At 72.2% G+C, this 25,035-nt stretch carries 19 protein-coding genes; 7 read left to right on the forward strand and 12 right to left on the reverse strand.

Annotated features, from left to right (window positions below; genetic code table 11):
- Positions 1-51 precede the first annotated feature (51 nt).
- The 3 genes from lspA to WMF29_RS21305 form a co-directional block, all read right to left on the reverse strand.
- The gene (gene lspA / locus WMF29_RS21295) at positions 52-735 is read right to left on the reverse strand and encodes a signal peptidase II (protein WP_437330587.1); all 684 of its coding nucleotides are present in this window, start codon (positions 733-735) and stop codon (positions 52-54) included.
- 222 nt (positions 736-957) lie between these two features.
- On the reverse strand, positions 958-1,425 hold the full coding sequence (locus tag WMF29_RS21300) for a DUF4398 domain-containing protein (protein ID WP_437330588.1): 468 nt from the start codon (positions 1,423-1,425) through the stop codon (positions 958-960).
- Between the two features lie 32 nt (positions 1,426-1,457).
- Positions 1,458-1,811, reverse strand: a complete 354-nt coding sequence (locus WMF29_RS21305; RefSeq protein ID WP_437330589.1) for a DUF4398 domain-containing protein — start codon at positions 1,809-1,811, stop codon at positions 1,458-1,460.
- 630 nt (positions 1,812-2,441) lie between these two features.
- Between WMF29_RS21305 and WMF29_RS21310 the strand changes: the two genes are divergently transcribed.
- The gene (locus tag WMF29_RS21310) at positions 2,442-4,844 is read left to right on the forward strand and encodes a DEAD/DEAH box helicase (RefSeq protein WP_437330590.1); all 2,403 of its coding nucleotides are present in this window, start codon (positions 2,442-2,444) and stop codon (positions 4,842-4,844) included.
- Between the two features lie 29 nt (positions 4,845-4,873).
- On the opposite strand, the gene WMF29_RS21315 is transcribed toward WMF29_RS21310, so the two are convergent.
- Positions 4,874-5,698: an SDR family NAD(P)-dependent oxidoreductase gene (locus WMF29_RS21315; protein ID WP_437331151.1), complete on the reverse strand. Its 825-nt coding sequence runs from the start codon at positions 5,696-5,698 to the stop codon at positions 4,874-4,876.
- Between the two features lie 317 nt (positions 5,699-6,015).
- Between WMF29_RS21315 and WMF29_RS21320 the strand changes: the two genes are divergently transcribed.
- Both WMF29_RS21320 and WMF29_RS21325 read left to right on the forward strand, forming a co-directional pair.
- Positions 6,016-7,584, forward strand: a complete 1,569-nt coding sequence (locus tag WMF29_RS21320; protein ID WP_437330591.1) for a protein kinase domain-containing protein — start codon at positions 6,016-6,018, stop codon at positions 7,582-7,584.
- Positions 7,585-7,629: 45 nt separating this feature from the next.
- On the forward strand, positions 7,630-8,505 hold the full coding sequence (locus tag WMF29_RS21325) for a class I SAM-dependent methyltransferase (RefSeq protein ID WP_437330592.1): 876 nt from the start codon (positions 7,630-7,632) through the stop codon (positions 8,503-8,505).
- A gap of 97 nt (positions 8,506-8,602) precedes the next feature.
- Here the strand turns inward: WMF29_RS21325 and WMF29_RS21330 are convergent, their stop codons facing one another.
- The 5 genes from WMF29_RS21330 to WMF29_RS21350 all read right to left on the reverse strand — a co-directional run bounded on the left by WMF29_RS21330 (position 8,603) and on the right by WMF29_RS21350 (position 14,389).
- A complete protein-coding gene (locus WMF29_RS21330) occupies positions 8,603-9,715 on the reverse strand; it encodes a DUF1566 domain-containing protein (RefSeq protein WP_437330593.1) in 1,113 nt (370 codons plus the stop codon).
- 47 nt (positions 9,716-9,762) lie between these two features.
- Positions 9,763-9,939, reverse strand: coding sequence for a hypothetical protein (locus WMF29_RS21335; RefSeq protein ID WP_437330594.1), 177 nt, complete (start codon positions 9,937-9,939; stop codon positions 9,763-9,765).
- A 132-nt stretch (positions 9,940-10,071) separates the two neighbouring features.
- On the reverse strand, positions 10,072-11,649 hold the full coding sequence (locus WMF29_RS21340) for a pre-peptidase C-terminal domain-containing protein (RefSeq protein ID WP_437330595.1): 1,578 nt from the start codon (positions 11,647-11,649) through the stop codon (positions 10,072-10,074).
- 498 nt (positions 11,650-12,147) lie between these two features.
- Positions 12,148-13,785 carry a hypothetical protein gene (locus WMF29_RS21345; RefSeq protein WP_437330596.1) on the reverse strand — a complete coding sequence of 546 codons (1,638 nt, stop codon included), beginning with the start codon at positions 13,783-13,785 and terminating at the stop codon, positions 12,148-12,150.
- 304 nt (positions 13,786-14,089) lie between these two features.
- On the reverse strand, positions 14,090-14,389 hold the full coding sequence (locus tag WMF29_RS21350; RefSeq protein ID WP_437330597.1) for an FtsB family cell division protein: 300 nt from the start codon (positions 14,387-14,389) through the stop codon (positions 14,090-14,092).
- A 310-nt stretch (positions 14,390-14,699) separates the two neighbouring features.
- Between WMF29_RS21350 and WMF29_RS21355 the strand changes: the two genes are divergently transcribed.
- Positions 14,700-19,997, forward strand: a complete 5,298-nt coding sequence (locus WMF29_RS21355; RefSeq protein WP_437330598.1) for a protein kinase domain-containing protein — start codon at positions 14,700-14,702, stop codon at positions 19,995-19,997.
- A gap of 96 nt (positions 19,998-20,093) precedes the next feature.
- Here the strand turns inward: WMF29_RS21355 and WMF29_RS21360 are convergent, their stop codons facing one another.
- Positions 20,094-20,975, reverse strand: coding sequence for a hypothetical protein (locus WMF29_RS21360; protein WP_437330599.1), 882 nt, complete (start codon positions 20,973-20,975; stop codon positions 20,094-20,096).
- On the opposite strand from WMF29_RS21360, the gene WMF29_RS21365 reads away from it, so the two are divergent.
- From WMF29_RS21365 to WMF29_RS21375, 3 genes are all read left to right on the forward strand, one after another.
- A complete protein-coding gene (locus WMF29_RS21365; RefSeq protein WP_437330600.1) occupies positions 20,956-22,140 on the forward strand; it encodes a Fic family protein in 1,185 nt (394 codons plus the stop codon). The genes WMF29_RS21360 and WMF29_RS21365 overlap by 20 nt on opposite strands.
- A gap of 121 nt (positions 22,141-22,261) precedes the next feature.
- The gene (gene nth, locus WMF29_RS21370; protein WP_437330601.1) at positions 22,262-23,059 is read left to right on the forward strand and encodes an endonuclease III; all 798 of its coding nucleotides are present in this window, start codon (positions 22,262-22,264) and stop codon (positions 23,057-23,059) included.
- Positions 23,060-23,209: 150 nt separating this feature from the next.
- Positions 23,210-23,506, forward strand: a complete 297-nt coding sequence (locus WMF29_RS21375) for a hypothetical protein (protein ID WP_437330602.1) — start codon at positions 23,210-23,212, stop codon at positions 23,504-23,506.
- 51 nt (positions 23,507-23,557) lie between these two features.
- Here the strand turns inward: WMF29_RS21375 and meaB are convergent, their stop codons facing one another.
- Positions 23,558-24,634 carry a methylmalonyl Co-A mutase-associated GTPase MeaB gene (gene meaB, locus WMF29_RS21380; protein ID WP_437330603.1) on the reverse strand — a complete coding sequence of 359 codons (1,077 nt, stop codon included), beginning with the start codon at positions 24,632-24,634 and terminating at the stop codon, positions 23,558-23,560.
- A 66-nt stretch (positions 24,635-24,700) separates the two neighbouring features.
- Positions 24,701-24,982 carry a hypothetical protein gene (locus tag WMF29_RS21385; RefSeq protein ID WP_437330604.1) on the reverse strand — a complete coding sequence of 94 codons (282 nt, stop codon included), beginning with the start codon at positions 24,980-24,982 and terminating at the stop codon, positions 24,701-24,703.
- Between the last annotated feature and the right edge of the window lie 53 nt (positions 24,983-25,035).

Below are 25,035 nucleotides of genomic sequence, written 5' to 3' on the forward strand. Positions count from 1 at the left end.
TTGCGCGCGCCGCGTGCCATCCGCTCCGGCCGAGCCGCCCGCTCGCGTCCTTCAGCTGGCCGGCGGCACGGGCGGAGGCGCTTCCGTCGATAGCGGAGGGGTGGGGTCGCCGCCTGCCAGGCCCTCCGAGGCGCCGCGAGCGTCTGGGGACGGCGCGTTCGCCCTGCGGGTCGCGACGATCATGTCCTTGGACATCAGGAGGACCCCCGCGACGATCGCGATGTCCGCCACGTTGAACGTCGGCCAGTGAAACTCGCGACCACCGCGGATCACGTACACGTCGATGAAGTCGATGACCCAGCCGTAGCGGATCCGGTCGACCAGGTTGCCCATCGCGCCGCCGAGCGCCAGCGCGAGCCCCCACTTCATCCCGGTCTGGTCCCTGTGGACGCGCCGGTAGATCGAGAAGATGAAGACCATCGCCGCGGCGGAGACGAACAGGAAGAACGGCCGCCGCAGGCCGTCCGGAAGGCCGCGCAGGAAGCTCCAGGCGCCGCCGGGGTTCTGCGCGAAGATGAAATCGAGGTGGTCCGGGATGATCGTGAGCACCTTCGCGCCCGACCGCTTCGGGTCGAACCCTGTGAGGCGCGCGTGCGCCCACCCCTTCGTCACCAGGTCGGCGGCGCACGAGACGAGCGCCACGACGGCCAAGAAGCGGAGCGAGGCGCGCTCCTCGCTGGGGAGGTCGTCGGGAAGGTGCGCGGCGGGCGACGCTTGCGGTGCGTCCGAGGACATCGTCTTCGCTTCTACGCGATGGCGTGGCACGGAGCAAACAGCCTCGAGCAGAGCGATGCCCGGCGGCGGTTGCCTCCGTGCTTCCATGCTTCCGCGCTTCCCACGCTTCCCACGCTTCCACGCTTCCGTTCGTCCGTCTCGCGCCTTCCGGTTCCGTCTTCCGTTCTCGCCCGCGCCTCCTCCGTTCTCGCCCGCGCCTCCTCGGCCGATCGCCGCGCCGGTTCACCTCCGGTTCAGGATCACCAGCGGACGCTCCGGGGCGCGTGATCGCGCCGGCGCCTTTTCCCGTCCGGGAGGATCGGCCGGAGCGGCCGGGTCGACCGCCGGCGCCCCCCTCCTTCGCAGCGCGAGGTGCACCTCGCCGTACGCCTGGAGGGCCGCGCCGCGCTGCCGCTCCGTGGCCGCCGTGCGCCCCAGCGACTCGGCCAGCTGCGCCCGGCGCCCTGCGAGGTACGCGAGATCCCTCGCCTCGGCGAGCTCGCTCCCCCCGGCGAACGCGCGCTCCGCGCGCTCCATCGCCTCGGTGGCGCCCCGCAGGTCCGCGGGCGCGAGCTCTGCCGCCGCGCTCGTCCGGGCGCGCTCGTAGCTCTTCCTCGCCTCGATGAGCTCCTTCGGCGGGAGCGGGGCGCTCGCGCACCCCAGGAGACCGCCGACGAGCAGAATGGCCACCGTCCCGTGATTGGTTCGCATGATTCCGCGCCTCCTCTCCGTGTCCGTGAGCCCTAGCGGAGCTGCCGCTGGATGGATCCGACCTCCTCGAGCGCCTCGTGCGTGCGGGCCTGAGCCTGCGCCTCGCGCAGGAGGGCGAGCGCGAGCTCCGCGTCCGCCTGCGCGCGCAGGAGCATGCGTTGCGCCCGCTCGGGCACGCCGTCGGCCGACAGCCTCGTCGCCCGCTGCACCTGCTCTCTGGCGAGGCGGAGGTGGGCTTCCGCCCGCGGGTCCTCGTCGGCTCCGACCTCCTCGACGGCTCGAATCATCGCCTCCGACGCGCCGAGCCGCTCGCCGAAGCTCGGAGCGTACGCGGCGCACCCCGCCGCCGACGCGCCGAAGAGCGTCAAGAACACTGCGTTTTTCATGTGCGACACCTCGTTGCCAGCCCCGGACGAGAGATCGCCCGGAGAAGGCGGGTGAAAGAGCGGATGGGATCATCGACTCCGGATCTCCGTCGTCGATCGGCTCTTCCTCAGGCAACCAGCACACCAGGGCCGACGGCCTCCGGGCGTCGCCTGACCCCGCCCGCGAGAGGCGCCGCCCTGCGTCCGTCGGTGCGGGAGGAATCACGACGGCACTGAGACATCGCCTCACGCGCCGTATCCGGGCTTCCCATCCGTTGCGCGCAAACGAGCCATTCGCCGGAGCGCCCGCGTATGTCGCGCGCCGCGGCTGCACCACGGGAGAGCCCCAGACACCGGATCTCGTTCGAGGACGGGAGAGGCCCTCTCTCCGCTGTACGCCCGCCTGCCGCGGCGGTCCGCCGCGACCGCGTTCCGCGCCGGTCTGCTACGCCTGCCTGCCGCGCCGATCCGCCGCGTCAGCGCTTCGCCCGCGCGCCGCCGTCCCCTCGCCCGCGCGCCGCCCCCCCTCGCCCGCGCGCCGCCTGCCGAGATCCCGGCCGCGCAGGCCAGCGCAGCGCCACGCCGGCCGACGTGTGCGTCGCGCCCGATCCGGTTGAGTGACACGGCGCATCTGTTTAGTATACCTGCGTCATGCCGTCGCCCCCCTGGAAGATCGAGACCGGCGTCGAGACCGTCATCTCGTCGTGGCTTGCCTCCGGCTACGTCCGCCCTTGTTTCACCGCGGATCGCGAGCTTCCGCCGACCGACGCGCGCACCTCACCGATGCCCGACGCGCTCTCGCCGGCGCTCCGCGGCGCCCTGGAGCGGCGCGGCATCTCCCGGCTCTACGACCACCAGGCGCGGGCCTTCGCGGCGGCCCGCGCGAAGCCCGCAGTCCCGCGCGCCGCGGCGGAGCCGGCGCAGGCGGGGCGGCACGTGGTCGTCGCGACGCCCACCGCCAGCGGCAAGAGCCTCTGCTTCCATCTCCCGGTGCTCGACGCGCTCGCCGAGGGCGCCGCGTCGGGCCAGGGCGGCAGCGCGATCTACCTGTACCCCACCAAGGCGCTCGCCCGGGACCAGGAGGCCGGCCTGCACGCGCTCATCCGCGAGGCGGGGCTCACGATCCCGGCGATCGTGTACGACGGGGACACGCCGGGCGACGCCCGGCGGGCGGCGCGCGAGCGCAGCCCGATCGTCATGACCAACCCCGACATGCTCCACGCGGGGATCCTGCCGCACCACGCGCACTGGGCGCGGACGTTCCAGCGCCTGCGCTACGTCGTGCTGGACGAGCTCCACACCTACCGCGGCGTGTTCGGGTCGCACGTCGCCCACGTCCTCGCCCGGCTGCGCCGGGTCGCCGCGTTCCACGGATCGAGCCCGACCTTCCTCTGCGCGACGGCGACGATCGGCAACCCGCGGGCGCACGCCGCGCGCCTGCTGGGCATCGCCGAGGACGAGCTCGAGCTCATCGACGAGTCCGGCGCCCCGCGGGGGCCGCGGCGTTTCTTCCTGTACAACCCGCCGGTGGTGAACGCGGAGCTCGGGGTGCGCGCCAGCACCCTGAAGAGCGCGGTGCGCCTCGCCGGGGATCTCGCTCGCGCCCGCGTGCCCACGCTGGTGTTCGGCCAGTCGCGCAACTCGGTCGAGATCATGCTGAAGTACCTGCGCGAGGGCGTCGGCAAGGAGATCGGGGCGGAGGACGCGATCATGGCGTACCGCGGCGGCTACCTCCCGGAGACGCGCCGGCGGGTCGAGCGGGGGCTGCGCGAGGGCGAGATCCTGTGCGTCGTGGCCACGAACGCCCTCGAGCTCGGCATCGACATCGGCGAGCTCGACGCGGTGATCTGCGCCGGCTACCCCGGATCGGTCGCCGAGACGTGGCAGCGCTTCGGCCGGGCGGGCCGGCGCGGCAAGACGAGCATCGCGGTCCTGTGCGCCACCAGCGCGGCGCTCGACCAGTACCTCGCGAGGAACCCGGCTTACCTGCTGGAGCGCGGGGCCGAGTCGGCCCGGATCGATCCGCAGAACACCGAGATCCTCGTGCAGCACCTCAAGTGCGCGGCGTTCGAGCTGCCGTTCCTCAAGGGGGAGCCGTACGCGGCGATGCAGCCGGACGACACCGTGGCGGCGCTCCGCTTCCTGCAGGACAACGGGGTCGTGCACGAGTCGAACGATCGCTTCCACTGGGCGACCGACGCGTATCCGGCGAACCACGTGAGCCTGCGCTCGGTGGGCTGGGACAACTTCGTCATCATCGACAAGGCCCTTGGCAAGACGCTCGCGGAGCTCGACTGGCGCGCGGCGCCGACGATGCTCCACGAACAGGCCATCTACCAGCACGACGGCGAGCAGTACCAGGTCGAGCGGCTCGATTACGAGAACCACAAGGCCTTCGTGACGAAGGTCGTCCCCGACTATTTCACGACCGCGCTCACCCACCGGAAGGTGAGCATCCTCGACGAGAGCGCGGCCGCCCCGCTCGGCCGGGCGACCGCCGCCTTCGGCGAGGTGAGCATCGTGGAGAAGGTGGTCGGGTACAAGAAGATCAAGTTCTACACGCACGAGAACACGGGATATGGCGACGTGCGGTTGCCCGACATCCAGATGCACACGACCTCGTTCTGGCTCACCGTGCCCGAGCCGCTCTGCGAGGAGCTCGGCCTCGGCCGCGCGACCGCCATCGACGCCCTGCGCGGGATCGCGCGGGCGCTGGAGACGGTCGCGACGCTCTCGCTCATGTGCGATCCGCGCGACATCGGCCAGACCCTCGAGGACGGGAGCGAGGCGCGGGAGGCCCCGGCCGGCGGAGAGGTGGCCGGGGTCTTCGATCCGACGCTGTTCCTGTTCGACAACGTGCCAGGCGGCGTCGGGCTCTCCGAGCGCATCTACGAGCAGCGCGACGAGCTCCTCGCGCGCACGCGGCAGCTCATCGCCGGGTGCGGCTGCGACGAGGCCGGCTGCCCGCTCTGCGTCGGCGCCACGGAGACCATCGACGCGAAGCGCAAGCGCGCGGCGCTCGGGCTCCTCGCGATCTTGCTCCACCAGGCGTGAGCCCGGCGGCGGTCGCCCCGACGCGCGCGTTAACTCCGTTTCACGGCGAAGCCGGCGTACGCCTGCATGACGGGCATCAGCTCCAGCCGGTTCACGTTGACGTGCTCCGGGAGCGTCGCGCACCAGACGACGGCCTCGGCCACGTCCTCGGCCGAGAGCGGCTTCACTCCCTGGTACACGGCGGCGGCCTTGTCCCGATCGCCCTTGAAGCGCACCACCGAGAACTCCGTCTCGGCGAGCCCGGGCTCGATGTCGGTGACGCGAACCCGGCTGCCGAGGAGATCCGCGCGCAGGTTCAGCGAGAACTGCGCCACGAACGCCTTGCACGCGCCATAGACGTTGCTCCCGGGATACGGCGTCTCGGCCGCCACGGAGCCGATGTTGATGACGTGCCCCCGGTCGCGCGCCACCATGCCGGGCAGGAGCGCCCGCGTGCAGTGGAGCAGCCCCTTGATGTTGGTGTCGACCATCTGCTCCCAGTCGTCGGGATCCGCCGTGTGCGCCGGCGAGAGGCCGATGGCGCCGCCCGCGTTGTTGACGAGCACCGACACCTCCGACAGCTCCGCCGGGAGCTCCGCGATCGCCCGGTCCACCGCGGCCCGATCGCGCACGTCCAGCCGGACGAGGTGGACCGCCGCGGCCCGCGGCCGCGCGCCGTCGCTGGATTCGCGTGACGCGCCCGCCCCACCCATGAGCTCGGCGGCGAGCGCCTCCAGGCGCTCGTAGCGGCGCGCCGCGAGGACGAGGCGGGCGCCCAGGCCGGCGAAGCGGCGGGCGATCGCGGCGCCAAATCCAGCAGAAGCGCCCGTGATGAAGACAACCGGCGCGGGATCGTTCGTGGCAGCGTGCATCATGTCCGGAGCGGACTTGTACCAGACCCACGCAGATCCAGCGACATCCACCTGGCTCCGCGCCCCCGAGCCCCTGCCGCGCTCGCGATGGGCGCTCGTCGTGGACGTGTCGCCGCCGCCCGCGCTGGCGATCGTGACAGCCATGTTTCGGCACAAAGGGGAACACCGCGAGTCGATTTGTGCAATCGACCGCAGCATCTCTGGAGATCGAGCGCTGTCGCCCCTTTACCCCGCCCCTCGGTGCAATCTAGAGTCGGGGCACCGTGGAGAGCGCGCCATCGAGGGGGGTTGTTCTGGGGCGTTACGCCATTGGACCGCGGATGGCGCGCGGCGGGATGGGCGAGGTGTTTCGCGCGGTCGCGCTCGGGCCGGACGGCGAGGAGGTCCCGGTCGCCATCAAGCGAATCGTCCCGATGCACGCCGGCAGCGACGATCTCAGGCAGCTCTTCATCGCCGAGGCGAGCATGATGACCCGCCTCAAGCACCCCAACATCGATGAGGTGCTCGACTTCGGCGTCGACGAAGCGGGCGACTTCTACCTGGTGCTCGAGCTCGTGTCCGGAACGGATCTCGGGCGACTCTGCAAGGGGCTCTGGGCGCGCGGGGAGTCCGTGCCGGTGCCGATCGCGCTCTTCGTCGCCGCCCAGGTGCTCGAGGGGCTGGGCTACGCGCACGAGCGCTCGGCCGCCGAGGGGCGGCTGATGGTGCACCGCGACGTGAGCCCTGGAAACGTGCTCATCTCGCTGAGCGGCGTCGTGAAGATCGCGGACTTCGGCGTGGCGATCGCCACGCGGGGCGAGGTGGGGGACGCCGCCAGGCGCGACCTGGTCGGGAAGCCGAGCTACATGCCGCCCGAGCAGTTCGATGGCGAGCGCGTCGACGCGCGCGCCGACGTGTTCGCCCTCGGGGTGGTCCTCTTCCAGATGCTCACCGGGACGCGGCCCTTCCCCGGGAGCAGCGCCGCCTCGCGGATGGCGGCGGCGCGCGAGGGGCAGATGCTGCGGGCGAGCGAGCTGCGCCTGGAGGTGAGCCCCGCGCTGGAGGCGATCCTCGCGCGCGCGCTCGCGCCGCGCCGGGACGACCGCTTCCCCGACGCGCGCGCGATGCTGGAGGCGATCGGGGCGCTGCGCGAGGCAGGCCACGAGATCGGCACGCCGGAGGACCTCGGGGCGCTCGTGAGCGCGGCGCTGAAGGAGTCGCCGGAGTCGCGTCCGCCGGGCCCCCACACGCCCGAGCTCCCCGAGGACGAAGACGACCTGGAGGGGGGCGAGCTGACGCGCGCCGACGCGGACAGCCCCTTCACCCTGCGCGCGACGCGGCGCCCCGGCGCATCGTCGCAGGTGCTCGGCGGCGAGGCCGAGGCGCTCGATGCGCTCGATGGCATCGACGCGGCGCTCCCGGCGCCGTCGAGCGCCCCGGTGAGCGGCGGGTTCCACGCCGTGGCGCCGGCGTCCGGCGACGACGGCTCGCTCGATCCGCTCCCGGCCTCGAGCCTGAAGGGGGCGGTCTCCTTGGCGCCGAGGCCGCGCGACGAGGCGCGGCCTCCGTCCTCGGCGCCGGGCGCGGTCCTCCCGCCGGCCGGGGCGACGCGGCAGCGCCTGCTCGCGGGGGCGATCGCCTGCGCCGCGCTGGCGGGGATCGCGATCGCCAGCGTGCGCGTCGGCGGCGGCGGACCGAGCGCAGCCTCCCCCGCGGCCGTGCACCGCGTCGTTCGGGCAGTGCAGCCGCAGATCGCCGCCGCCGTGCAGGCCGCGCTGTTGCCCTTGCGAAGAGCTCCTTCCCCTGCGAGCCGCGCCGAGGGCGCTGCGCCGGCCGCGGGCTCTACCGCGGGCGCTGCGCCGGCCACGGGCTCCACCGCGGGCGCTGCGCCGGCCACGGACACCCCGTGAGCCGCCTCCCTTGCGGCGCTCGGTCCGCTCGGTTAGCAGCGCGCCATGCGACGCCCTCACGTCCTCCTCGCCCTCGCCCTGACCGCGCTCGCCGGCTGTAGCGCCTCGCCGCCCGCAGCTCCGCCTCCGACGGCTGCGCCTCCGGCTCAGCCCGACGCGCCGCCCGCTGCGGCGGCCCCCGCCTCAGGCGACGCGGCCGCCTCGACGCCGCCGCCGGCCACCTCGGTCGACGTGCCCGCTGCCCTGCGCGCCGTCGTCGACGCCGCGGATCGCGCGGACGCCGACCGGGCGCTCGATGCCGGCCGTAAGCCTGCGGAGATGCTCGCATTCTTCGGCATCCAGCCGGGGATGAAGGTCGCGGAGCTCGCGGCGGGGGGCGGCTACTCGGCCGAGCTCCTGGCTCGGGCGGTCGGGCCGGGAGGGGTCGTCTATGCGCAGAACAACCGCTTCGTCCTCGAGCGCTTCGCCGAGAAGCCGTGGAGCGAGCGGCTCAAGAAGCCCGTGATGAAGCCGGTGGTCCGGGTCGATCGCGAGCTCGACGACCCGTTGCCGCCCGAGGCGCGCGATCTCGACGCCGTGTTCCTCGTGCTCTTCTACCACGACACGGTGTGGATGGAGGCGGACCGGGCCGCGATGAACCGCGCGGTCTTCCGCGCGCTCAAGCCCGGCGGCGTGTTCGCGATCGTCGATCATGCGGGGCGCGCCGGGACGGGCGTCACCGAGGTGAAGACGCTCCACCGCATCGAGGAGAAGATCGTGCGCGAGGAGATCGAGCGGGCCGGCTTCCGTCTCGCGGCCGAGGCGACCTTCCTCCGGAGCGCCGCGGACACGCGCGACTGGAACGCCTCGCCCATGGTGGCGGGCGAAAAGCGGGGCACGAGCGATCGCTTCGTCCTGAAGTTCGTCAAGCCCGGAGGCTGATCCGCCGCGGCGGCCTGGGCTCATCGCTGGCAGCGGGTGGGCGGCGGCGGCGCGCGCCATCCGCCGCCTCCGCCGCCCCTCGGGGCGAGGGCGGCGCTCACCCGTCGGAGCGAACGCAGCGCGCGAGCCGCCGATCGCGGACCGTGTGGTCCTGCGATGCGCCGTTCGTGAAGTTGACGAGGACGGCCTTCTCCGCGCTGCCGATGGCGGGTGTCGACGACCAGAAGACGTCGGACGGCGTCCCCGGGAAGGCCTCCAGGTCGATCGCCGGCCCGGACAGCCGATCATCGACGATCGAGAGCAGCTCCTTCGCGCTCGGCAGCCGCCAGTCGCTCTTCGCGGCGAGGTCGAGCCCTTCGCAGTGCGCGAGCGCGTCGCTCCAGATGAACCGGGTCTGGGAGGCGTGGCGCTGCCAGACGAGCCCCGTCGAGCGATCGAGCACCCAGTCCTCGCCGGGCGAGAGATCGGCCGGCGCGATCCCCTTCACGCCTCCGACGCACAGCGCCCGCGCGCCGGCCGTGTCGTCCTTCGGGAAGAAGCCGAGGGACGCATCGCTGGCCAGCACGCCCCAGGCGAACGACGTGTCTGCGGCGACGTCGGTCGCGGACCAGTAGAAGCTGTCCTGGCTGGACGTGAAGAAGATATCGGGAAACGCCGTGGTATGGCCGAAATCAAGGATGGAGACGAGCTCGATCCGCGTCGGCAGGCGCCAGTCCGAGAGGCCGCCGATCCCCTGGGCGCTGAGCGCCGCGCAGTGCTCCTGCGCGCCGACCAGCGTGAACATCGCGTTCTCCGCCACCTTTTCCCAGGTGAGCCCGGTCACCGAGTCTTTCACCGCGCCGTTGGCTTCTGTGTAGGAGGGAACGGTGATCTCGTAGTTCCCGTCCTGTCCGAAGAAGGGCTCCGAGGGTCCTGGGCACTCCTCCAGCACGGTCGTCCCGTTCGAGCAGCGCGTCGTCGGCGAGTCTGGCCATGTCACCGGCACGGGCGGCGGCGGCCCTCCGCCGGTCCCTCCCCCGGCGCCCCCGCCGCCGATCGGCTCGCTGCCGCCGCCGCCGATCGGCTCGCTGCCGCCGCCGCCGGTCGAGCCCACGGTGCCGGTGCCGCTCTGAAAGGGCTCTCCGATGCATCCGGCCAGCGTGACGGACTCCACGAGCAACGCGGCCAACAGCCAGGTGAAGCGAAGGGCGTGAGGGGTCTCGTTGGGCATGGGCAAGCGGCGGCGCCTCTAAAGGATCCGGGCCAGCAGCCTATCATTCACCGGGGCACGGGGGTCGACTTCCTCGCAGGCTCCTCGCGCGGCAGGCTCGCGTCGTCGCCGCCCGCCGGCCGCCCGCCGCTTCTTTCCCCCTGCGCGCGGCTGCCCGCGCCCGCGTCGACCGCGTTCGCGCCGCCCGCGCGGGTCGGTCGGCCCGTGAGAGGCGAAGCGAGCATGATGGAAGAACGACGCGCAGCGGAGAGTGGGGTTGAGCCCCTGCACCTCGGTGCCTCTCCGCCGCGTCGATTTCTTCTACGCAGGTCGCGTCTGGCGCCCTCTCCGCCTTTGCGGACCGGGGGGCCGTCGCGTCACGGCGTCGTGTAATCGACCTTCACCGTGTACGTGCTCTCCGCGTATCCCTGCACGAGGAGGAAGGCCTCCGACTGCCCTTCCGGGACCGTCAGCTCGCACGTCTCGTCCGCCCCGTCGAGGTAAGGCCGGCAGTCGAAGGCGCTCAGCGTGGGCTGCTCGCCGAACCGCACGTAGAGATCGGGATCTCCGGTGCCGCTCATCACGGCCCGGAAGGTCGTGCCAGGGACCACCGAGATCGGCCCATGGGACGCCGTCTCGCGCCGCGAGACGCTGCCCTCGAAGCTCTTCGAGGTCTCGGTGCCGCCGCCTGCGGGCTCGCCACCGGGCGCCTTCGGCGCGGAGTAGCGCACCTCGATGTCGTAGGTCGAGGCCGTGAAGCCGTTCACCTTGACGAAGGCCCTCGTCTTGCCCGCGGGCACATCGAGCGTGCATGTCTCGTTGGCGTCGCTGAGGTAAGGCCGGCAATCGAACGATCTCGCCGTCGGCGCGTCGCCGAACTTCACGAAGAGATCGGGGTCTCCGGTCCCGGTCATGACGACGGTGAGGGTCGTCCCGGGCACGACCTCGAACCCCTCGGCGGGCCCGACCGCCTCGAAGGCTCCCCGGGCGAGGCGCCCGCTGAAGTGCTCGGTGGTCGGCTCCCCGGTCGGCTCCCCGGTCGGCTCCCCGCCGCCTCCGCCGCCTCCGCCGCCTCCGCCGCCTCCGCCGCCTCCACCACCTCCGCCGCCTCCGTTCGGCGTGCCGTAGAGCGATTGGACGCCCGCGATGTCCTTCTGCGTGAGGACGAGCGTGCTGTCGCCGGTGCCGTTGCACTGGGGATAGTGCATGACGGACGCGCCATCGTACTCGGTGAGGGCACGCCAATTGTCGTCCTCGAAGCAGGTGCCCGACTCAGGACGGGTGTGCTCGTGGCGGAAGCCAAGGGTGTGCCCTAGCTCGTGGCGGAGAATGCCCGTGAGCGTGGGCCGCGTGCTGTCGAAAGCGTTCCCGTCGATCAGCACGTTCCGCGAGTACCTCGACTGGCCGGGGAAGAAGGCGCGCGCCAGGTACTGACCGCCCGTGTTGACGGGGTTCACGTCGAACAGGACCTGGCTGGTGCTCGATGTGCAGTTCGCGTCGGCCGACTCGACATGGATGAAGTCGACGTCCGTGACGTCCTCCCAGGCCTTGACGGCATCCGCCATCGCCGTCACCACCGCCTCGTACTTGGCCCCGAATCTCTTGCTCACGCAGTAGGAGAGGTTGTGCCGCTGCTCCGCCGTCCAGATGACGTCTTCCCCCCCTTCCTGGTTGACGATCAGCGCACCATCGCGCACATGCGCCTCCCAGAACTCGCGCAGATGCTTGATATCTACGACCGGCGTGTCCCCGTTAACAATGTAGATGCCAGTGTCAGGCTCGCGGAACACCGTCCGCTCGAACCGCTCAAATCCCAGCTGATTCGTGGCGACTTCCTCGGTGTCGGCGCCACCGACGTCTGCCGAGCAACCGGCCGCGGCGGCGGTCAAACCAGCGATCACCAAAACGAGCTTACGGGCGATCACATTGCTCTCGTGCGGCTTTGCAGGATGCATTTGGAGCTCCTTTCGGGGGAGGCGAATCACGCTGTCCACGCGAACTCGATGAGACCCAAATGCCTTAACCCGATTTGACCCTCAGTCGGATAGCCAAATCTGACCGCCGTTCATAAAAAGGGTTCGGGATTGTAAAAAATTTCGAAGAGAGTGGACGCGGTTCCCTTGTCACGAGAAAATTCCTGTCACACGCAAAGTGAAGAGATCGTGTCGGACAGATACACTGGAAAACAACACATCCTGAGCTCGGGCAATGCGTACTTGCATCGCAGCGGCATCAGGATCCTCCTGCCTTCGTTGCGCCGATGAAAGGCGCGGAACGCACGCATGCAACGCGACGGCTGCGGCGCGGCGCGTGCGGGCGCAGCTGCGAGCGCCGTGGCAGCCGACGACGCGCGGACGCCTCCGCGGACGCCGAGCGCGGCGCGATCGTTCAGGGTGGCGTCGGAACAGTCGGAGCAGCGCGCAGCGCTCGTCGCGCGGGACGACGGCGCGCGTTCACCCGCGCGCTGACAGGATCCGGCTGAAGGCCTCGCCGACGGCGCGCGCGAGCTCGACCATCCGGCGCGAGCCGCTCGAGGTGTCGAGGATCCGATCGGCGACCAGGATCATCGCGGGCCGGCCGACGACCTGCACGGCGACGGCGGCGACGTCGAGGCTCGGGTTGACCATGACGTCGAGCAGCGGCGCGTGGGTGGGGGTGCCGGGGATCGGGCCGACGTAGAGGTGGGTCGCCACGGCCGTGGCGAGCACGCTCGGCTGATCCATCGGGAGGGAGAGCTTGCGCAGCGCCTCCTGGTCGCCGAACTCCGCGTTGCACGCGAACCCGCGAAAGACCCCGCGGTGCGCGGCGAAGATGGCGACACGCCCGGCGAACAGCCGCAGCCCGCGGAGCGCGAGCCGGACGACGTCGTCGCGCGTGCGCGCGAGGTACAGCGCGTCGATGACGTCGCTCAGATCGACGAAGGGCTGCGGCGGCGGATCGTCGTCGAGGGGATCGGCGAGCTCCGGCTCGGGCGCCGGAGGCAGCGCCGGGAGCCGCCCGGAGCGCCGGCTCGACGGCGGCGCGGCGCTCTCCGGGCGAGCCCTGCCGCTGCCCGGCGCCGGGGCCTCTGCGGTGGCGGAGCGGCGGCGCGAGAGCGGCGGGAGGCCGGAGGGCGCGTCGAGCGGCAGCCGGCCGAGGCGCCGCGTCGAGGGGGCCGGCTCCCGCCCGGCGCTGTCCGGCGCGCGGTCGGGGCCAGGCGAGGCCTGGGGCATGATCGAGGCGAGCAGCTTGAAGGGCGGCGAGATCTCCACCGGCGGAGGCGGCGGAAAGGAGACGGCGGGCGGCTCCACCGCCGGCGCGCGCAGGGCCGCCTGAAGCCCGGTCGCCCTCCCGCCCGCGCCGCGTTCGGCGTCCGCTGTGCGGCGAGCGCTCGAGGGAGAGCCGCGCGCGCCGGGGGCCGCCTTGGCGTGGCGGAGCGGCAGGATCGCGTCCTCGTGCGCCGCCGGCGTGTCCGCGCGCTGAGCGTGACCGTTGTGCGCCGCTCCGCGGTGGCCGTGCTTGCCGCTCGGCGCCTCGACGAGGCTCGCCTCGTCGAACGAGGGCACCGAGGCGCGACGGATCAGCGGGATCGGCACCTCGGACGACGGCGGCGGCGGGATGGTCGACTGGGGCGCGCCGTGCGGAAACGCCGGGGTCGCGCGCCGCGCGCGGGAGGGGACCTGCTCCCGCTCGTCGAGATCCAGGGCGCGGATGGCCTCCTCGACCGCCGTGATCGGCGCGCGGAAGATGCGCACCGGCGCGCCGAGGTGGAAGCTGAACTCGTCGGCGATGTGGCGATCGAGCGGATCGGCCGCCGCGACGTCGATGGTGCCGACGCCGGGATCGATGCGGATCGGGACGGCGCCGAGGCGGCGGCACATGGCGCGCGGCAAGCGCGCGACGAGATCGCGTGCGCCGACGACCTGCCGGAGCGCGAGGCCGCCGTGGCGATCGAGCTCCTCCTCGAGGGCGCGCTCGCTGATGGCGGCGCGGTCGATGAGGGCGCGAGGGAACGGGATGCCCCGCAGGACCGCCACGAAGAGGGCGGCTTCGACCTCAGCCTTGGAGACGGCGCCGGCGGCGATGAGGAGGCGGCCCAGGTCTAGCGACACTCGCTGCACAATACCAGAAAGGACGCTGCCAGCGTGCAGCGCCCCGCATCCGGTCACGACGGACGCTGCGCCTCCTGGACGGGCGGCTGGGGGGCAGCGGGCGCGTTCCCTCGCCAGCGCAGGCGGCGGGGTGGCGCGCGCTGGGCGAGCGAGCGGGCCAGGCGAGCTCATGCGCTCACGCCGAGCGCCGGCTCACGTCCCGGCGCGGAGCGCTGGCTCACGCCCTCACGTCGAGCGCTTCCGCGGCGGAGCCCTGTGGCCGATACAACAACAGGCCTGGGAAGGGCCGAGAGACCTCGAATCCTCAGCGGGAGAACTGAAAGACCACCTCGCTCTGCCGCACGAGACCCAGGTTGTCGCGCGCGATCCTCTCCACGGCGGTCGGGTCGTCGCGCAGGCGCGCCACCTTGCCGCGGAGGGCCTCGATTTGCCGCCCGAGGTCGGCATTCTCCTCCTCGACGTCGGCGAGCTCTCTCTCGAGCTCTCGCAGGCGGGGCAGCCCCTGCGGCGAGAAGATCATGATCGGTGCGCCCACGACGGCGACGATGAGCACCGCGATGGGGAGGGTCCGCTCCAGGAACTGCGCTATTCGACGCACAGACATCCGCTCGCACGTCGTCCGCGCTCCTGTCAACTTTCCTCCAGGGTTCCTGCAACTCCGCGTTACCTTTTACCCGGGCTCTCGGCGGGCAGGCGCGGTGAGCACGACCCCGCGCGCCACGTCGATCCACGTCGATTGCGCCCACGTCGAGCGCCGCCGTCGCGCCGCGCGCCGCGGAAGCGCCCTGCAAAACAGGCGATCGTCGGATGTCGCATGGAGCCCCAAGCTTCGCTAGCATGCCCCACGTCCCCCGCCGTCCGGTAGGTCCGCTGCGCGCGCAACGCCGGCACGATGGCTCGGCCCGAGGAGTCCCATGTCCATTGATATCGTTCGAGGCGAGCTCGAGCGCCTCTTTTCGCTCGATGAAATGATGGCCCTGTCGTCCGACCTCCTCGGCTTCAACCCGGCCGAGATCGGGGGCAGCGCCTCCAAGGCCTCCTTCGCGCGCGCCCTCACGGATCATTGCGTGGAGCTCGACGCCATCGATGCGTTGATCGATGCCGTCATCGCCTCACGCGCAGAGGTCGACGCGCGCGTCCGCGCCCTCGGCGCGCATGGGCTCGGCCTGCCGGAAGAGATCGGGCCAGGCGAGGCGTTCGGCGACTACATCGTCACGAGAAAAATCGGCGAGGGCCCCCGGGGCCTCGTCTACGCGGCGACCCGGGGGACCGAGCCGCGGACGCTCAAGGTGCTCCGGCGCGAGGCGACCCGCGACAGCCGGGCGGTGCGCAGGTACCTCACCCACGTCCGCCTGGCCGCGCAGGTGCACCACGAGAACCTCGCGAGCGGCGTCGACGCGGGGATCGTGGGCGGCCGGGCGTTCGTGGCGTACGCGCACGTCGACGGGCTGCCGCTCTCGGCGCGCCTCGCGCGCTCGGGGCCGCTCCACATCAACGAGGCGAAGCCGCTGCTCCGAGGGATCCTCGGCGGCCTCGCCGCGCTCCACGAGCAGCGCCTCGTCCACGGCGCGCTCAAGCTCGAGAACGTCGTCGTGGCCCGCGGCGAGGACGGGGAGCCGCTCCCTGTCCTCGTCGACGTCGGCGGCGACCGGCTCGGCGCCGGGTGGTCCAGCCCGGAGCTCGTCGAGGCGGCCAGCCCCGAGCAGCTGCGCGGCGAGAGCGTCGGCCCCGCGAGCGATCTCTACGCCTTCGGCGCGCTGCTCTTCGAGCTCCTCACGGGCAAGCCCGTGTTCTCGGGCGCCGCCGCTGTCGACATCGCCGTCGCGCACCTCATCGAGCCGCCCCCGCCGCCGAGCGCTGTCGCGCCGCGCGGCTGGGTGGGCAAGGACGTCGACGAGCTCTCGGGCCGCCTGCTCGCGAAGGCGCAGGACGCCCGGCCGAGGGGGACGCGCGCGGTGCTCGACGCGATCGAGCCGCTCGGCAAGCCGCAGCAGAAGGAGGCGGCGATCGAGGGCGCGCAGCTGAACGACCTCATCGATCGGCTCGTCGCGAGCCCGATGGACACGGAGCTCGCGCTCGCCGTCGAGGCGGCCGTCGATCGGGGAGCGGACCCGGGGCGCGTGGCCGAGGCGCTCGTGATGGCCTCGGAGCAGATCGACGCGGGCTCGGCGCCCGGCCAGGGCGATGACCAGGGCGTCGCCGCGAAGAAGCTCCTGCACTTCCGGGCGGCCAGGATCTACGAGAAGGGGCGGCTGCACGACAAGGCGGAGGCGGTCTACCTGCGCCTCCTCGAGCTCGCGCCGGGCGACGACATCGCCTTCAGCGCGCTCGAGGAGCTCCGCAAGGCGCTGGGCAAGCACGAGGAGCTCGTGGAGATGCTCCTCCAGCGGAGCGAGCGCGCCGAGACCGCCGGCGAGCGCGCCCGGGCGCTCAACGAGATCGGGCACCTCTACGTGCGGGAGCTCGACGACAAGGACCAGGGGGTGTTCGCCTTCGCCCAGGCGCTCGCGCAGGATCCGGAGCAGGACGCCTACGCCGTCGACCTGGAGCGCGCGGCCGGCAACGACATGAAGATCTGGTCCGAGGCGCTCCAGATCCTGAGCCAGGCGAGCACCGACGAGGCGATGCCGGCCGAGGCGAAGCTCGCGCTCTTCAACCGGCTCGGGCCCTGGTATGCGGAGAAGGTCGCGCGGGCGGACCTCGGGATCCCGTGCTTCCAGTTCGTGCTCGGGCTCGACCCCGCGAACGAGGAGGCGCTGGAGGGGCTCTCGCAGGTCTACCGCCGCGCCCAGCAGTGGCAGGAGCTCGTCCAGGTGCTGCTCTCGCGGGCCGACCGCGCCGCGACCCCGGGGGAGGCGCGCGATCTCCGCGCCGCGGCGGCCGATCTCCTCGAGACGAAGCTGAGCGACGCAGGCCGCGCGCGCGACCTGTACGAGCAGATCTTCGCCGAGGATCCGGGGCACACGAGGACGTGCGAGGCGCTGCTCAGGATCTACCGGCGCGCCGAGGATCACGCGGGCTACGCCAAGATCCTCGAGCGGCGCGCGGAGGCGCAGCGGGGCGAGGAGCGCGTCGACACGATCTGCAAGCTCGCCGAGCTCTACGAGGACCGGCTCGGGGACCTGGGCGAGGCGACGCGCCGCTACGAGGCGGCGCTCGAGCTCGATCCGGCCAGCCTGACGGCCCTGCGCGGGCTCGATCGCATCCACAGCCGCGCCGGCAGCTACGCGGCGCTCCTCCAGAACCTGGCGCGCCAGATCGACGTCAGCGCGACGCCGCGCCAGAAGATCAACCTCTACGAGCGGATCGCCGGCATCCACGACGAGGAGTTCCTCGACCACGCGAAGGCGGCCGAGGCCCTCGAGGCGATCCTCGGGATCGACAGCGCGCACGAGGGCTCGCTCGCCGCGCTCGGGCGGCACTACCGCGCCCTCGAGCGCTGGGAGGACGTGGTGTCGCTCTACGAGCGGCAGCTCGTCATCGTGTCCGACGACAAGCGCCGGGAGGAGCTGCTGCTCGCGATGGGGCGCGTGCTGCTCGAGCAGGTCGGCTCGCCCGAGCGCGCCCGCAAGGCCTACGAGCGGGTGCTCGCGATCGATCCCCACCACGCCGGGGCCCTCGAGTCGCTCGCGCACGTGCGGGCCGCGACGGGCGACGCCGCGGCGGCGCTGAGCGCGATCGAGTCGCTCGCGGCGACGGCGAAGACCGCGGAGAGCCGGGCCGATCTCTGGATCCGCGCGGCGAAGATGCTCGAGGAGAAGGGCGATCGGGACGGGGCGATCGAGCGCTACAAGATGGCCCTCGACGCGCAGCCGCAGAACGCGGGCGCGTCCTCGGCGCTGCGCGCGGCCTACCTCGCCAGGGGCGACGCGACGAGCGCCGTCGAGCTCATCGCGCGCGAGGCCGAGGCCGCGGAGGGCAACCTCGCCAAGGGCCGCCTGTACGGCGAGATGGCGCTGCTGCTCCGGGAGCGCCTCAAGGACGACGGGCGCGCGGCGGAGGCCGCGACGAGGGCGGTCGACCTCGATCCTACGGGCGTGCCCGGGCTCATGATCTCGGGCGATCTCGCGTTCGAGGCGGGCCGCTTCCTCGAGGCGGCGCGGCACTACGAGCTCCTGGCGAGCCGGGTCGACGTCCTGCCGAAGGAGCAGGGGCTCAAGCTGCTCCTCCGCTACGTCGACGCGCTCGGCAAGAGCGGCTCGAGCGGCAAGGCGATCGGCACGGTGAAGGCGCTGCTCGCGCTCGCGCCGGACGACCCGGCCGCGCTCTCGCGGGCCGCCAGGGTCAACCTCGACGCGGGCAGGGCCAGGGAGGCCGCGGAGCTCTACGGCCGCCTCGTGGACCGCTTCGGCGCCGGCCTGCCGGAGCGCGACCGGGCGGAGGCGCTCCTCGGGCTCGGCGAGGCGCGGCTCGCGGCCGGCGATCCGGACGGCGCGGTCGCCGCGCTGAACGGCGCCGCCGATCTCCTCCCGGAGTCCCCTGCCCCGCTCGCCCTCCTCTCCAGGGTGTTCGAGGCCAAGGGGGACTGGGAGGAGGTCGTGCGCCTCAAGCACCGGCGGCTCGACGTGGTGACCGGCGAGGAGCGGAGCGCGCTCCTGCTCGAAATCGGCGACCTGCTCGCGGCGCACCTCCACGACCGGGCGCGCGCCGCGAAGAGCTACGTGGCCGCGCTGGACGAGCGCCCGGACGACCGGAAGATCCTCACCAAGCTGATGCAGCTCTACAGCGAGGAGAAGGACTGGTCGAAGCTCGTCGACATCGTCCTCAAGCTCGCCGCCAAGATCGACGACAGCCGGCAGAAGGCGAAGTACCTGCACACGGCGGCGATCGTGAGCGCGCGGCAGCTCGGCGATCTCGACCGGGCCGCCACGTTCTACGACGAGGTGCTGGCGCTCGACCCGTCGCTCACCCGGGCGCTCGCGGAGGCGATCGAGCTCCGCGGCGAGAAGGGCGACCACGAGGAGGTGGAGCGCCTGCTCAAGGTCGAGCTCGACAGGGCGACCGAGGAGAACGACACGGCGAAGATGCTCGAGACGTTCGACCGGCTGGGCGCCCTCTACAAGGACAAGCTCGGCTGGACGAGCGAGGCGATCGACGCCTACGAGGCAGCGCAGACGCTCGATCCCGACAGCGAGGAGCGGAACGAGCTCCTCGTGAACCTCTACGCCAGCAACCCGGCGGAGTACCTGGACAAGGCGGTGGCCGCGCAGGCCCCGATCCTGCGGCGCAACCCGTACAAGCCGGACGCGTACCGGCTGCTCCGGAAGATGTACACCGAGGCGAAGCGCGCCGACGCGGCCTTCTGTCTGTGCCAGGTGCTCTGCTGCCTGAGCGCCGCCGAGCCGGACGAGGAGCGCTTCTTCCGGCGCCTGCGCCCCGACACGGCCGCGGCGGCGCAGCAGCCGCTCGACGACGACGCGTGGGCGACCGCGCTCGTCCACCCCGACGCGGATCCGCTCCTGACCGCGGTCTTCGGCGTCATCGAGCCGGCCGTGCTCAGGAAGAACGGGCAGCCGCTGGAGGAGCTCGGTTACCAGCTCGCCTACCAGCTCGATCTCTCGCGCCACCCCTACCCGATGTCGCAGACGCTCTACTACGCGGCGGGCGTCCTCGGGCTCTCGCCGCCGCTCACGTTCCAGGATCCGAACGACGGCGGCGGCGTCTCGTTCCTCCACGCGCACGTCCCGGCGATCGTGCTCGGCGCCGCGGCGCTCCAGATGGACCTGCCCACGCAGGCCGCCGCGTTCATCGCCGCCCGCCACCTCACCTACTACCGGCCGGGCATGTACCTCCGGCACCTGGTGCCGACGGGCACCGGCCTGCGCGCCTGGCTGTTCGCGGCGATCAAGCTGATCTCGCCCACGTTCCCGATCACGAAGGAGCTGGAGGGGCCGGTGATGGACGACCTGGCCGTCCTGGAGCCCATCCTCGTCGGGCCGGCGCGCGATCAGCTCGCCAGCGCCGTGACGAAGCTGCTCCAGGCCGGCGCCATCGACCTGAAGCGCTGGGTGTCCGGCGTCGACCTGACGGCCGACCGCGCGGGGTTCCTCCTCGCCAACGACCTCGAGCTGGCGCAGGAGATGATCAAGGCGACCGACGAGGCGAGCGCCGCCCTGCCCCACAAGGAGAGGCTCAAGGAGCTCACGCTCTACGCGGCCAGCGAGGAGTACTTCGCCATCCGGCAGCGGCTCGGCATCAACATCGACAGCTGAGGGCCGTCCCTCGGCCGCGGAGCGCTCGCGCCCGGGCCTCGAGCCACGCCTGCCGGGACCGCCGCCGGTGAAATCTGGCAGGCCGGGTCAACTGGATCATCGGCGATCCAGCTGCGGGATGTCGCTTCCTGCCCACTTCCGCACCGGACTGGTTGACGGATAAATCCTCAAATTGCTAGGCTGCTGGCCGGCATTAGGCCCTTTTCGATCGTATGTTAGCTCGCCGCAGCGTGGCAGCGGGCAGCCTGAGCGATTGTGTGAAAGCACGCCCATGGCGGCAAAGAAGACCCGAAAAACTTCGAAAAAAGACCGGAAGAGAGCGACCAAGGCCAGCGCGGCAAGCTCGAGGCGAGCAACCTCGACAGCGCGGACGCGGAAGGCGAAGCCTGCCGCCCGTTCGGCCGCGCGCAAGCCGAAGCGGAAGGCCGCATCCTCTCGTCCTGCTGCGCGACGCACCGCTGCCGTGAAGGCCGCAAAGCGGCGGAAAACCACGACAAAACGGGCGACCACCCGCAAGTCGGCGGCCCCGGCGCGGCGCAAGGCGGCGCGCACACCGGCGCGGGCAACCCGTACGGGCGCGAGGAAGAAAGCGGCGGTCGGGAGGGCGAAGAAGGCCACCCGCGCGGCCGCGAAGCGAACGAGCGCGTCGAAGGCGAAGAAGGCCGCGGCCAGGACGAAGGCCAGGTCGACGCGCACCGCCGCCAAGCTCAGGACGACCAAGGCCAGGGCGAAGGCCAGGGCGACGAAGGTCAAGGCGAGGGCGGCGAAGGCCAGGGCGACGCGGGCGAAGACGGCGAGGGCCAAGGCCACGAAGGCCAGGGTGACCCGCGCCAGGGTCGCAAAGCCGAGGGCCGCGAAGGCCAGGGCCGCGAAGACCAGGGCGGTCGCCGGGCGGGCGCGGAAAGCGAAGGCCGCGAAGACGAAGGCCGCGCGGGTCAAGGCCACGAAGCCGAGGCTCGTGCGGGTCAAGGCCGCCAAGCCGAGGCTCGTGCGGGTCAAGGTCACGAAGCCGAGGCTCGTCAGGAGAAAGGTCGCGGCGCGCTCCGAGCGGGTGCTCGCGGCGCCGGCGGCGGAGCCGACGAAGCTCCGCAAGAAGCTGAAGCTGAGGCTCGACGATCAGCCGAAGCTCAAGGAGAAGCTGAAGCTCAAGGACGTCGCGGAGCAGGCCGCGCCGAGCGAGGTCGAGCGACCGCGTCGGGCCAGCGACAGGCCGTCACGCACGAGCGACAAGCCGGTCGCCGACAAGAAGAGCGCGCGGCCTGGCGGGGCGAAGGGGAAGAGCGCGGGGGCGTCGATCGAGCGCCGTCCGGGTCGCGTCCCGCTCCGGGAGGCGCCGCGGGTGGTCACCCTGCCGCTGCCGATGCTGCCGCCGCCTCGGCGAGCCACCATCGAGGAGCGCAGCGCGATCATCGAGCAGCGGTTGAGCGCGCAGTCGGAGGACTTCCGGCGGCGCTACATCGACAGCCTCGATATGTCGTGGATTTACCACGACAGCGCGCTCGAAGGGGTGGTCTACACGTTCGACGAGCTGCGCGCGGCCCTCGCCGGCCCGGCGCCGCTCGTCACGGACTCGAGCCTTCAGCCGACGTACGATGACATCCGGCGTCACAAAGAGGCCATCGCGTACGTGCGCGAGCAGGGCGAGAACAAGCGGGCCCCGCTCACGCTCGACTGCATGAAGAAGCTGTACCTGATCCTCCATCCGGAGGAGGGGGATCTCAAGACGGTCAAATACCGCAAGGACATCCCCCAGCATCGGCTCTACTTCCACGAGTACGCTCCGCCGGACAAGATCGCCTACAAGGTGCGTCAGATCATCGACTGGCTGAACGACCCCGAGACGCGGAAGACGCGGAACGGCATCCGGATCGCCGCGCGCGCGCACTACGATCTGCTGCGGGTCTATCCGTTCCCGAACGACAGCGGCAAGGTCGCGAGGCTGTTCATGAACATGCTGCTGCTCCGCACGGGCCTGCCGCCGTCGATCATCCACTCGACCGAGCGGCAGCGCTACTACGAGGCGCTGAAGGGCTCGGCGACGACGGTGCTGCAGATGGTGCAGGAGTCGGTGGAAAACGCGCTCGCGAGCGTCGAGAAGCTCCTCGATGAGCATGAGACGCGGAAGCGCGCCTTCGTCAGCTGAGACGGCAGAGGGCGGTCGCGCGCGAGACCTCGCCCTGACTGGGCGGGGCGCGCGCCGACCGCCCGCGTCGGTCGCTGTCCATCCCGCAGGTCCACATCGAGACGAGGGCGTCGCCGCACCGGTGAAGCGGCCGAGCAAGGCGGCTCCCGGGGGTGCCCCCAGGGCGGCGAAGACGCGCGCGCCGAGGCCCAAGGAGGCAGCGGTCGCCGACGCGGCTCGGCCGACGCCGGCACGCGCAGCGCCGAGCGCGCCGCAGGCCACGTTCGCGCGGCTGCGCGCGCTGCACCCGGACGCCCACTGCGAGCTGGATCATCGGTCCTCGTTCGAGCTGCTCGTCGCGACGGTGCTCAGCGCCCAGACGACGGACGTGCTGGTCAACAAGGTGACACCCCACCTGTTCGGCGCGTATCCCGACGCCCGCGCGCTCGCCAGCGCCGACGCCGCCGAGGTGGGCGCGCTCCTCCGGCGGCTCGGGATGGGCATGTTCAACCAGAAGGCGAGGAACATCGTGGGGCTCGCGCGAGGCCTCATCGAGCGGCACGGCGGCGAGGTGCCGAGGACGCTCGCCGAGCTCGTGAAGCTGCCTGGCGTCGGGCGCAAGACGGCGAACGTGGTGCTCGGCGTCGCCTTCGGAGCGCCGGAGGGCGTCGTGGTCGACACACACGTGCAGCGCCTGTCGCAGCGGCTCGGGTGGACGACCAGCGACAAGCCAGAGCAGATCGAGCGCGACCTCGTGGCGCTCTTCCCGCGGCGCGACTGGGACATGCTGTCCCACACGCTGATCTTTCACGGCCGCCGGATCTGCTTCGCGAAGAAGCCAGCGTGCGGAGGCTGCGGGATCAGCGACGCGTGCCCGAGCGCATTCCACGCAGAGAACGTGGGGCGCAAGCCGCCGCGGCGCCGCGGCGCCGCGCCGTGAACGTCAGCCGCGCTCGGCGCCTCGGCGCACAAGCTGGGTGTCGAGCGCACCGACGGAAGGTGAAAGCAGGCGAACGCGGCGCATCGCCGCTCGGCGCCCAGCGAGCTGTTTATCGCGCTGGAGCCGAGGACGCGGGATAAACTTGGGCCAATGAAGGCTTCGCACATGATCCTCGCCCTCGCTTGCCTCGTCACCGCCGCGTGCAGCCCTCTGGAGGACGATCTCTGCGACTACAAGTGCGACTGCGAGGGGTGCAGCGACCGCGAGTACGGCGACTGCCTCGATCGCTACGATCACAGGTACGTAGACGCCGACCGCCGCGACTGTGTCGACGAGTACGACGCTCTCCTGGAGTGCGAGGACGACACCGGGGTCTGCAACCGCGACGATAAATGGAGTACGTCCTGTAAGTACGAGAACGACGCTCTGAATCGCTGCATCGACTAGTAGCACCGGGCGCCCGACCGGCGCCGGCCGCCCGCCCTCGTGGCAGCCGGCTCAGGTCCCGCCGCCGGGCGCGACGGCGGCGCCGGGCGCGACGGCGCCAGCGCTGCGGAAGGCCGCGACGAGCTGCTCCGACGCCGTGTAGGGGTCGACCTTGCGCTGCGCGACGGCGTGCACCGCGGCCTCGAGCGCAGGGCCGAGCGCGGCGACGGCGGCGTCGGTGAGCGCGTCGCGGAGCTGCACGTGCATCGCTTCGCGCAGGCGCTCCTCACGGCGCGCAGCGCCGGCCTCGGTCCCGAACAGCCACGCTCGGTGCCCCTCCAGCTTGTCCACGAGCGTCGCCACGCCCTCGTTACGTGTGGCCACGGTCCGCGCGATCACGGGCTCCCACGGCCCTTCGACTGGCTCTCCTCCGGGAGGTGGCGCCCCCTGCGCGCGGGCGTGGAGCGCCGCGGCGCTGTGCCCGCGCGCCCGCCCGGAGGCCGCCGCCACCTCTCCGCCGAGCGCGATCATGAGCTCCAGATCGCGCACCGCCGCGTCGGCCCCGTCCCGGTCGGCCTTGTTCACGGCGAAGACGTCGGCGCACTCCAGGATGCCCGCCTTGATCGCCTGCACCTCGTCGCCCATCCCCGGCGCGGCGACGACCAGGGTGGTGTGCGCCATCCGGGTGATCTCGAGCTCGTCCTGCCCGACGCCGACGGTCTCGACCAGCACGACGTCCGCGCCCCAGGCGTCGAGCACCCGCACGACGTCCACCACCGAGCGCGACAGCCCGCCGAGCGCGCCCCGGGTCGCCAGCGACCGGATGAACACGTCGGGATCGCTGAAGTGGGCCTGCATGCGGATGCGATCGCCGAGGATCGCGCCGCCGGTGAACGGGCTCGTGGGATCGACCGCCACCACGGCGACACGGCGGCCCTGCCCCCGGAACACGCGGATCAGCCGATCCGTGAGCGTGCTCTTGCCTGCCCCCGGGTTCCCCGTCACGCCGAGGATCCAGGCGCGGCCGGTATGGGGGAAGAGATCCTTCAGGATCGCGGCATAGTCGCCGACGCGGTCGTCGACGAGCCGGCAGGCCCGCGCCGTCGCGCGCGTCTCGCGGGCGAGGACCTTGTCTGCGAGCGGATGCACGCGAGCGGCTTAGGCCCGGCGATGCCGGAACACAACCGGCCCGCGACCGACGCGGCGCCGCCCTACCTACCCTGCCCCGCCGCCGCCCGCCGTGCCATCACCGCCGGCCGTGCCGCCGCCCGCCGTGCCACCGCCGCCCGCCGTGCCATCACCGCCGGCATCACCACCGCCGGCCTCACCGCCGCCGCCGGACGAGCCGGCGCCTGCTCCGCCCTCCCCGCTCGCCGACGAGCCGGCGCCCCCGGCGCCCCCGACGGCGTCGAAGATCGGCCGCGTGTCGCCGCACGCGACGACGAGCAGAGCCCAGAGCACAGCGCACGAGGTGAAAGCGAGAGCGCGTTTCCACATGGGTACGTCCTTGCCACGAGTCGCCGGGCGGCGCGCTCGCAAAATTCAGCGAC

The organism is Sorangium sp. So ce381 (assembly GCF_051473845.1).
GTDB classification, from domain to species: Bacteria; Myxococcota_A; Polyangia; order Polyangiales; family Polyangiaceae; genus Sorangium; species Sorangium atrum.

What these genes read in the sequence shown, in the direction of transcription:
- lspA (WP_437330587.1), bottom strand. Translation starts at nt 735, where the DNA reads ATGTCCTCGGACGCACCGCAAGCGTCGCCCGCCGCGCACCTTCCCGAC.
- WMF29_RS21305 (WP_437330589.1), bottom strand. Translation starts at nt 1,811, where the DNA reads ATGAAAAACGCAGTGTTCTTGACGCTCTTCGGCGCGTCGGCGGCGGGG.
- WMF29_RS21350 (WP_437330597.1), bottom strand. Translation starts at nt 14,389, where the DNA reads ATGTCTGTGCGTCGAATAGCGCAGTTCCTGGAGCGGACCCTCCCCATC.
- WMF29_RS21320 (WP_437330591.1), top strand. Translation starts at nt 6,016, where the DNA reads ATGGCGCGCGGCGGGATGGGCGAGGTGTTTCGCGCGGTCGCGCTCGGG.
- WMF29_RS21325 (WP_437330592.1), top strand. Translation starts at nt 7,630, where the DNA reads ATGCGACGCCCTCACGTCCTCCTCGCCCTCGCCCTGACCGCGCTCGCC.
- WMF29_RS21330 (WP_437330593.1), bottom strand. Translation starts at nt 9,715, where the DNA reads ATGCCCAACGAGACCCCTCACGCCCTTCGCTTCACCTGGCTGTTGGCC.
- WMF29_RS21310 (WP_437330590.1), top strand. Translation starts at nt 2,442, where the DNA reads ATGCCGTCGCCCCCCTGGAAGATCGAGACCGGCGTCGAGACCGTCATC.
- WMF29_RS21335 (WP_437330594.1), bottom strand. Translation starts at nt 9,939, where the DNA reads ATGCTCGCTTCGCCTCTCACGGGCCGACCGACCCGCGCGGGCGGCGCG.
- WMF29_RS21315 (WP_437331151.1), bottom strand. Translation starts at nt 5,698, where the DNA reads ATGATGCACGCTGCCACGAACGATCCCGCGCCGGTTGTCTTCATCACG.
- WMF29_RS21300 (WP_437330588.1), bottom strand. Translation starts at nt 1,425, where the DNA reads ATGCGAACCAATCACGGGACGGTGGCCATTCTGCTCGTCGGCGGTCTC.
- WMF29_RS21385 (WP_437330604.1), bottom strand. Translation starts at nt 24,982, where the DNA reads ATGTGGAAACGCGCTCTCGCTTTCACCTCGTGCGCTGTGCTCTGGGCT.
- WMF29_RS21340 (WP_437330595.1), bottom strand. Translation starts at nt 11,649, where the DNA reads ATGCATCCTGCAAAGCCGCACGAGAGCAATGTGATCGCCCGTAAGCTC.
- WMF29_RS21355 (WP_437330598.1), top strand. Translation starts at nt 14,700, where the DNA reads ATGTCCATTGATATCGTTCGAGGCGAGCTCGAGCGCCTCTTTTCGCTC.
- WMF29_RS21375 (WP_437330602.1), top strand. Translation starts at nt 23,210, where the DNA reads ATGAAGGCTTCGCACATGATCCTCGCCCTCGCTTGCCTCGTCACCGCC.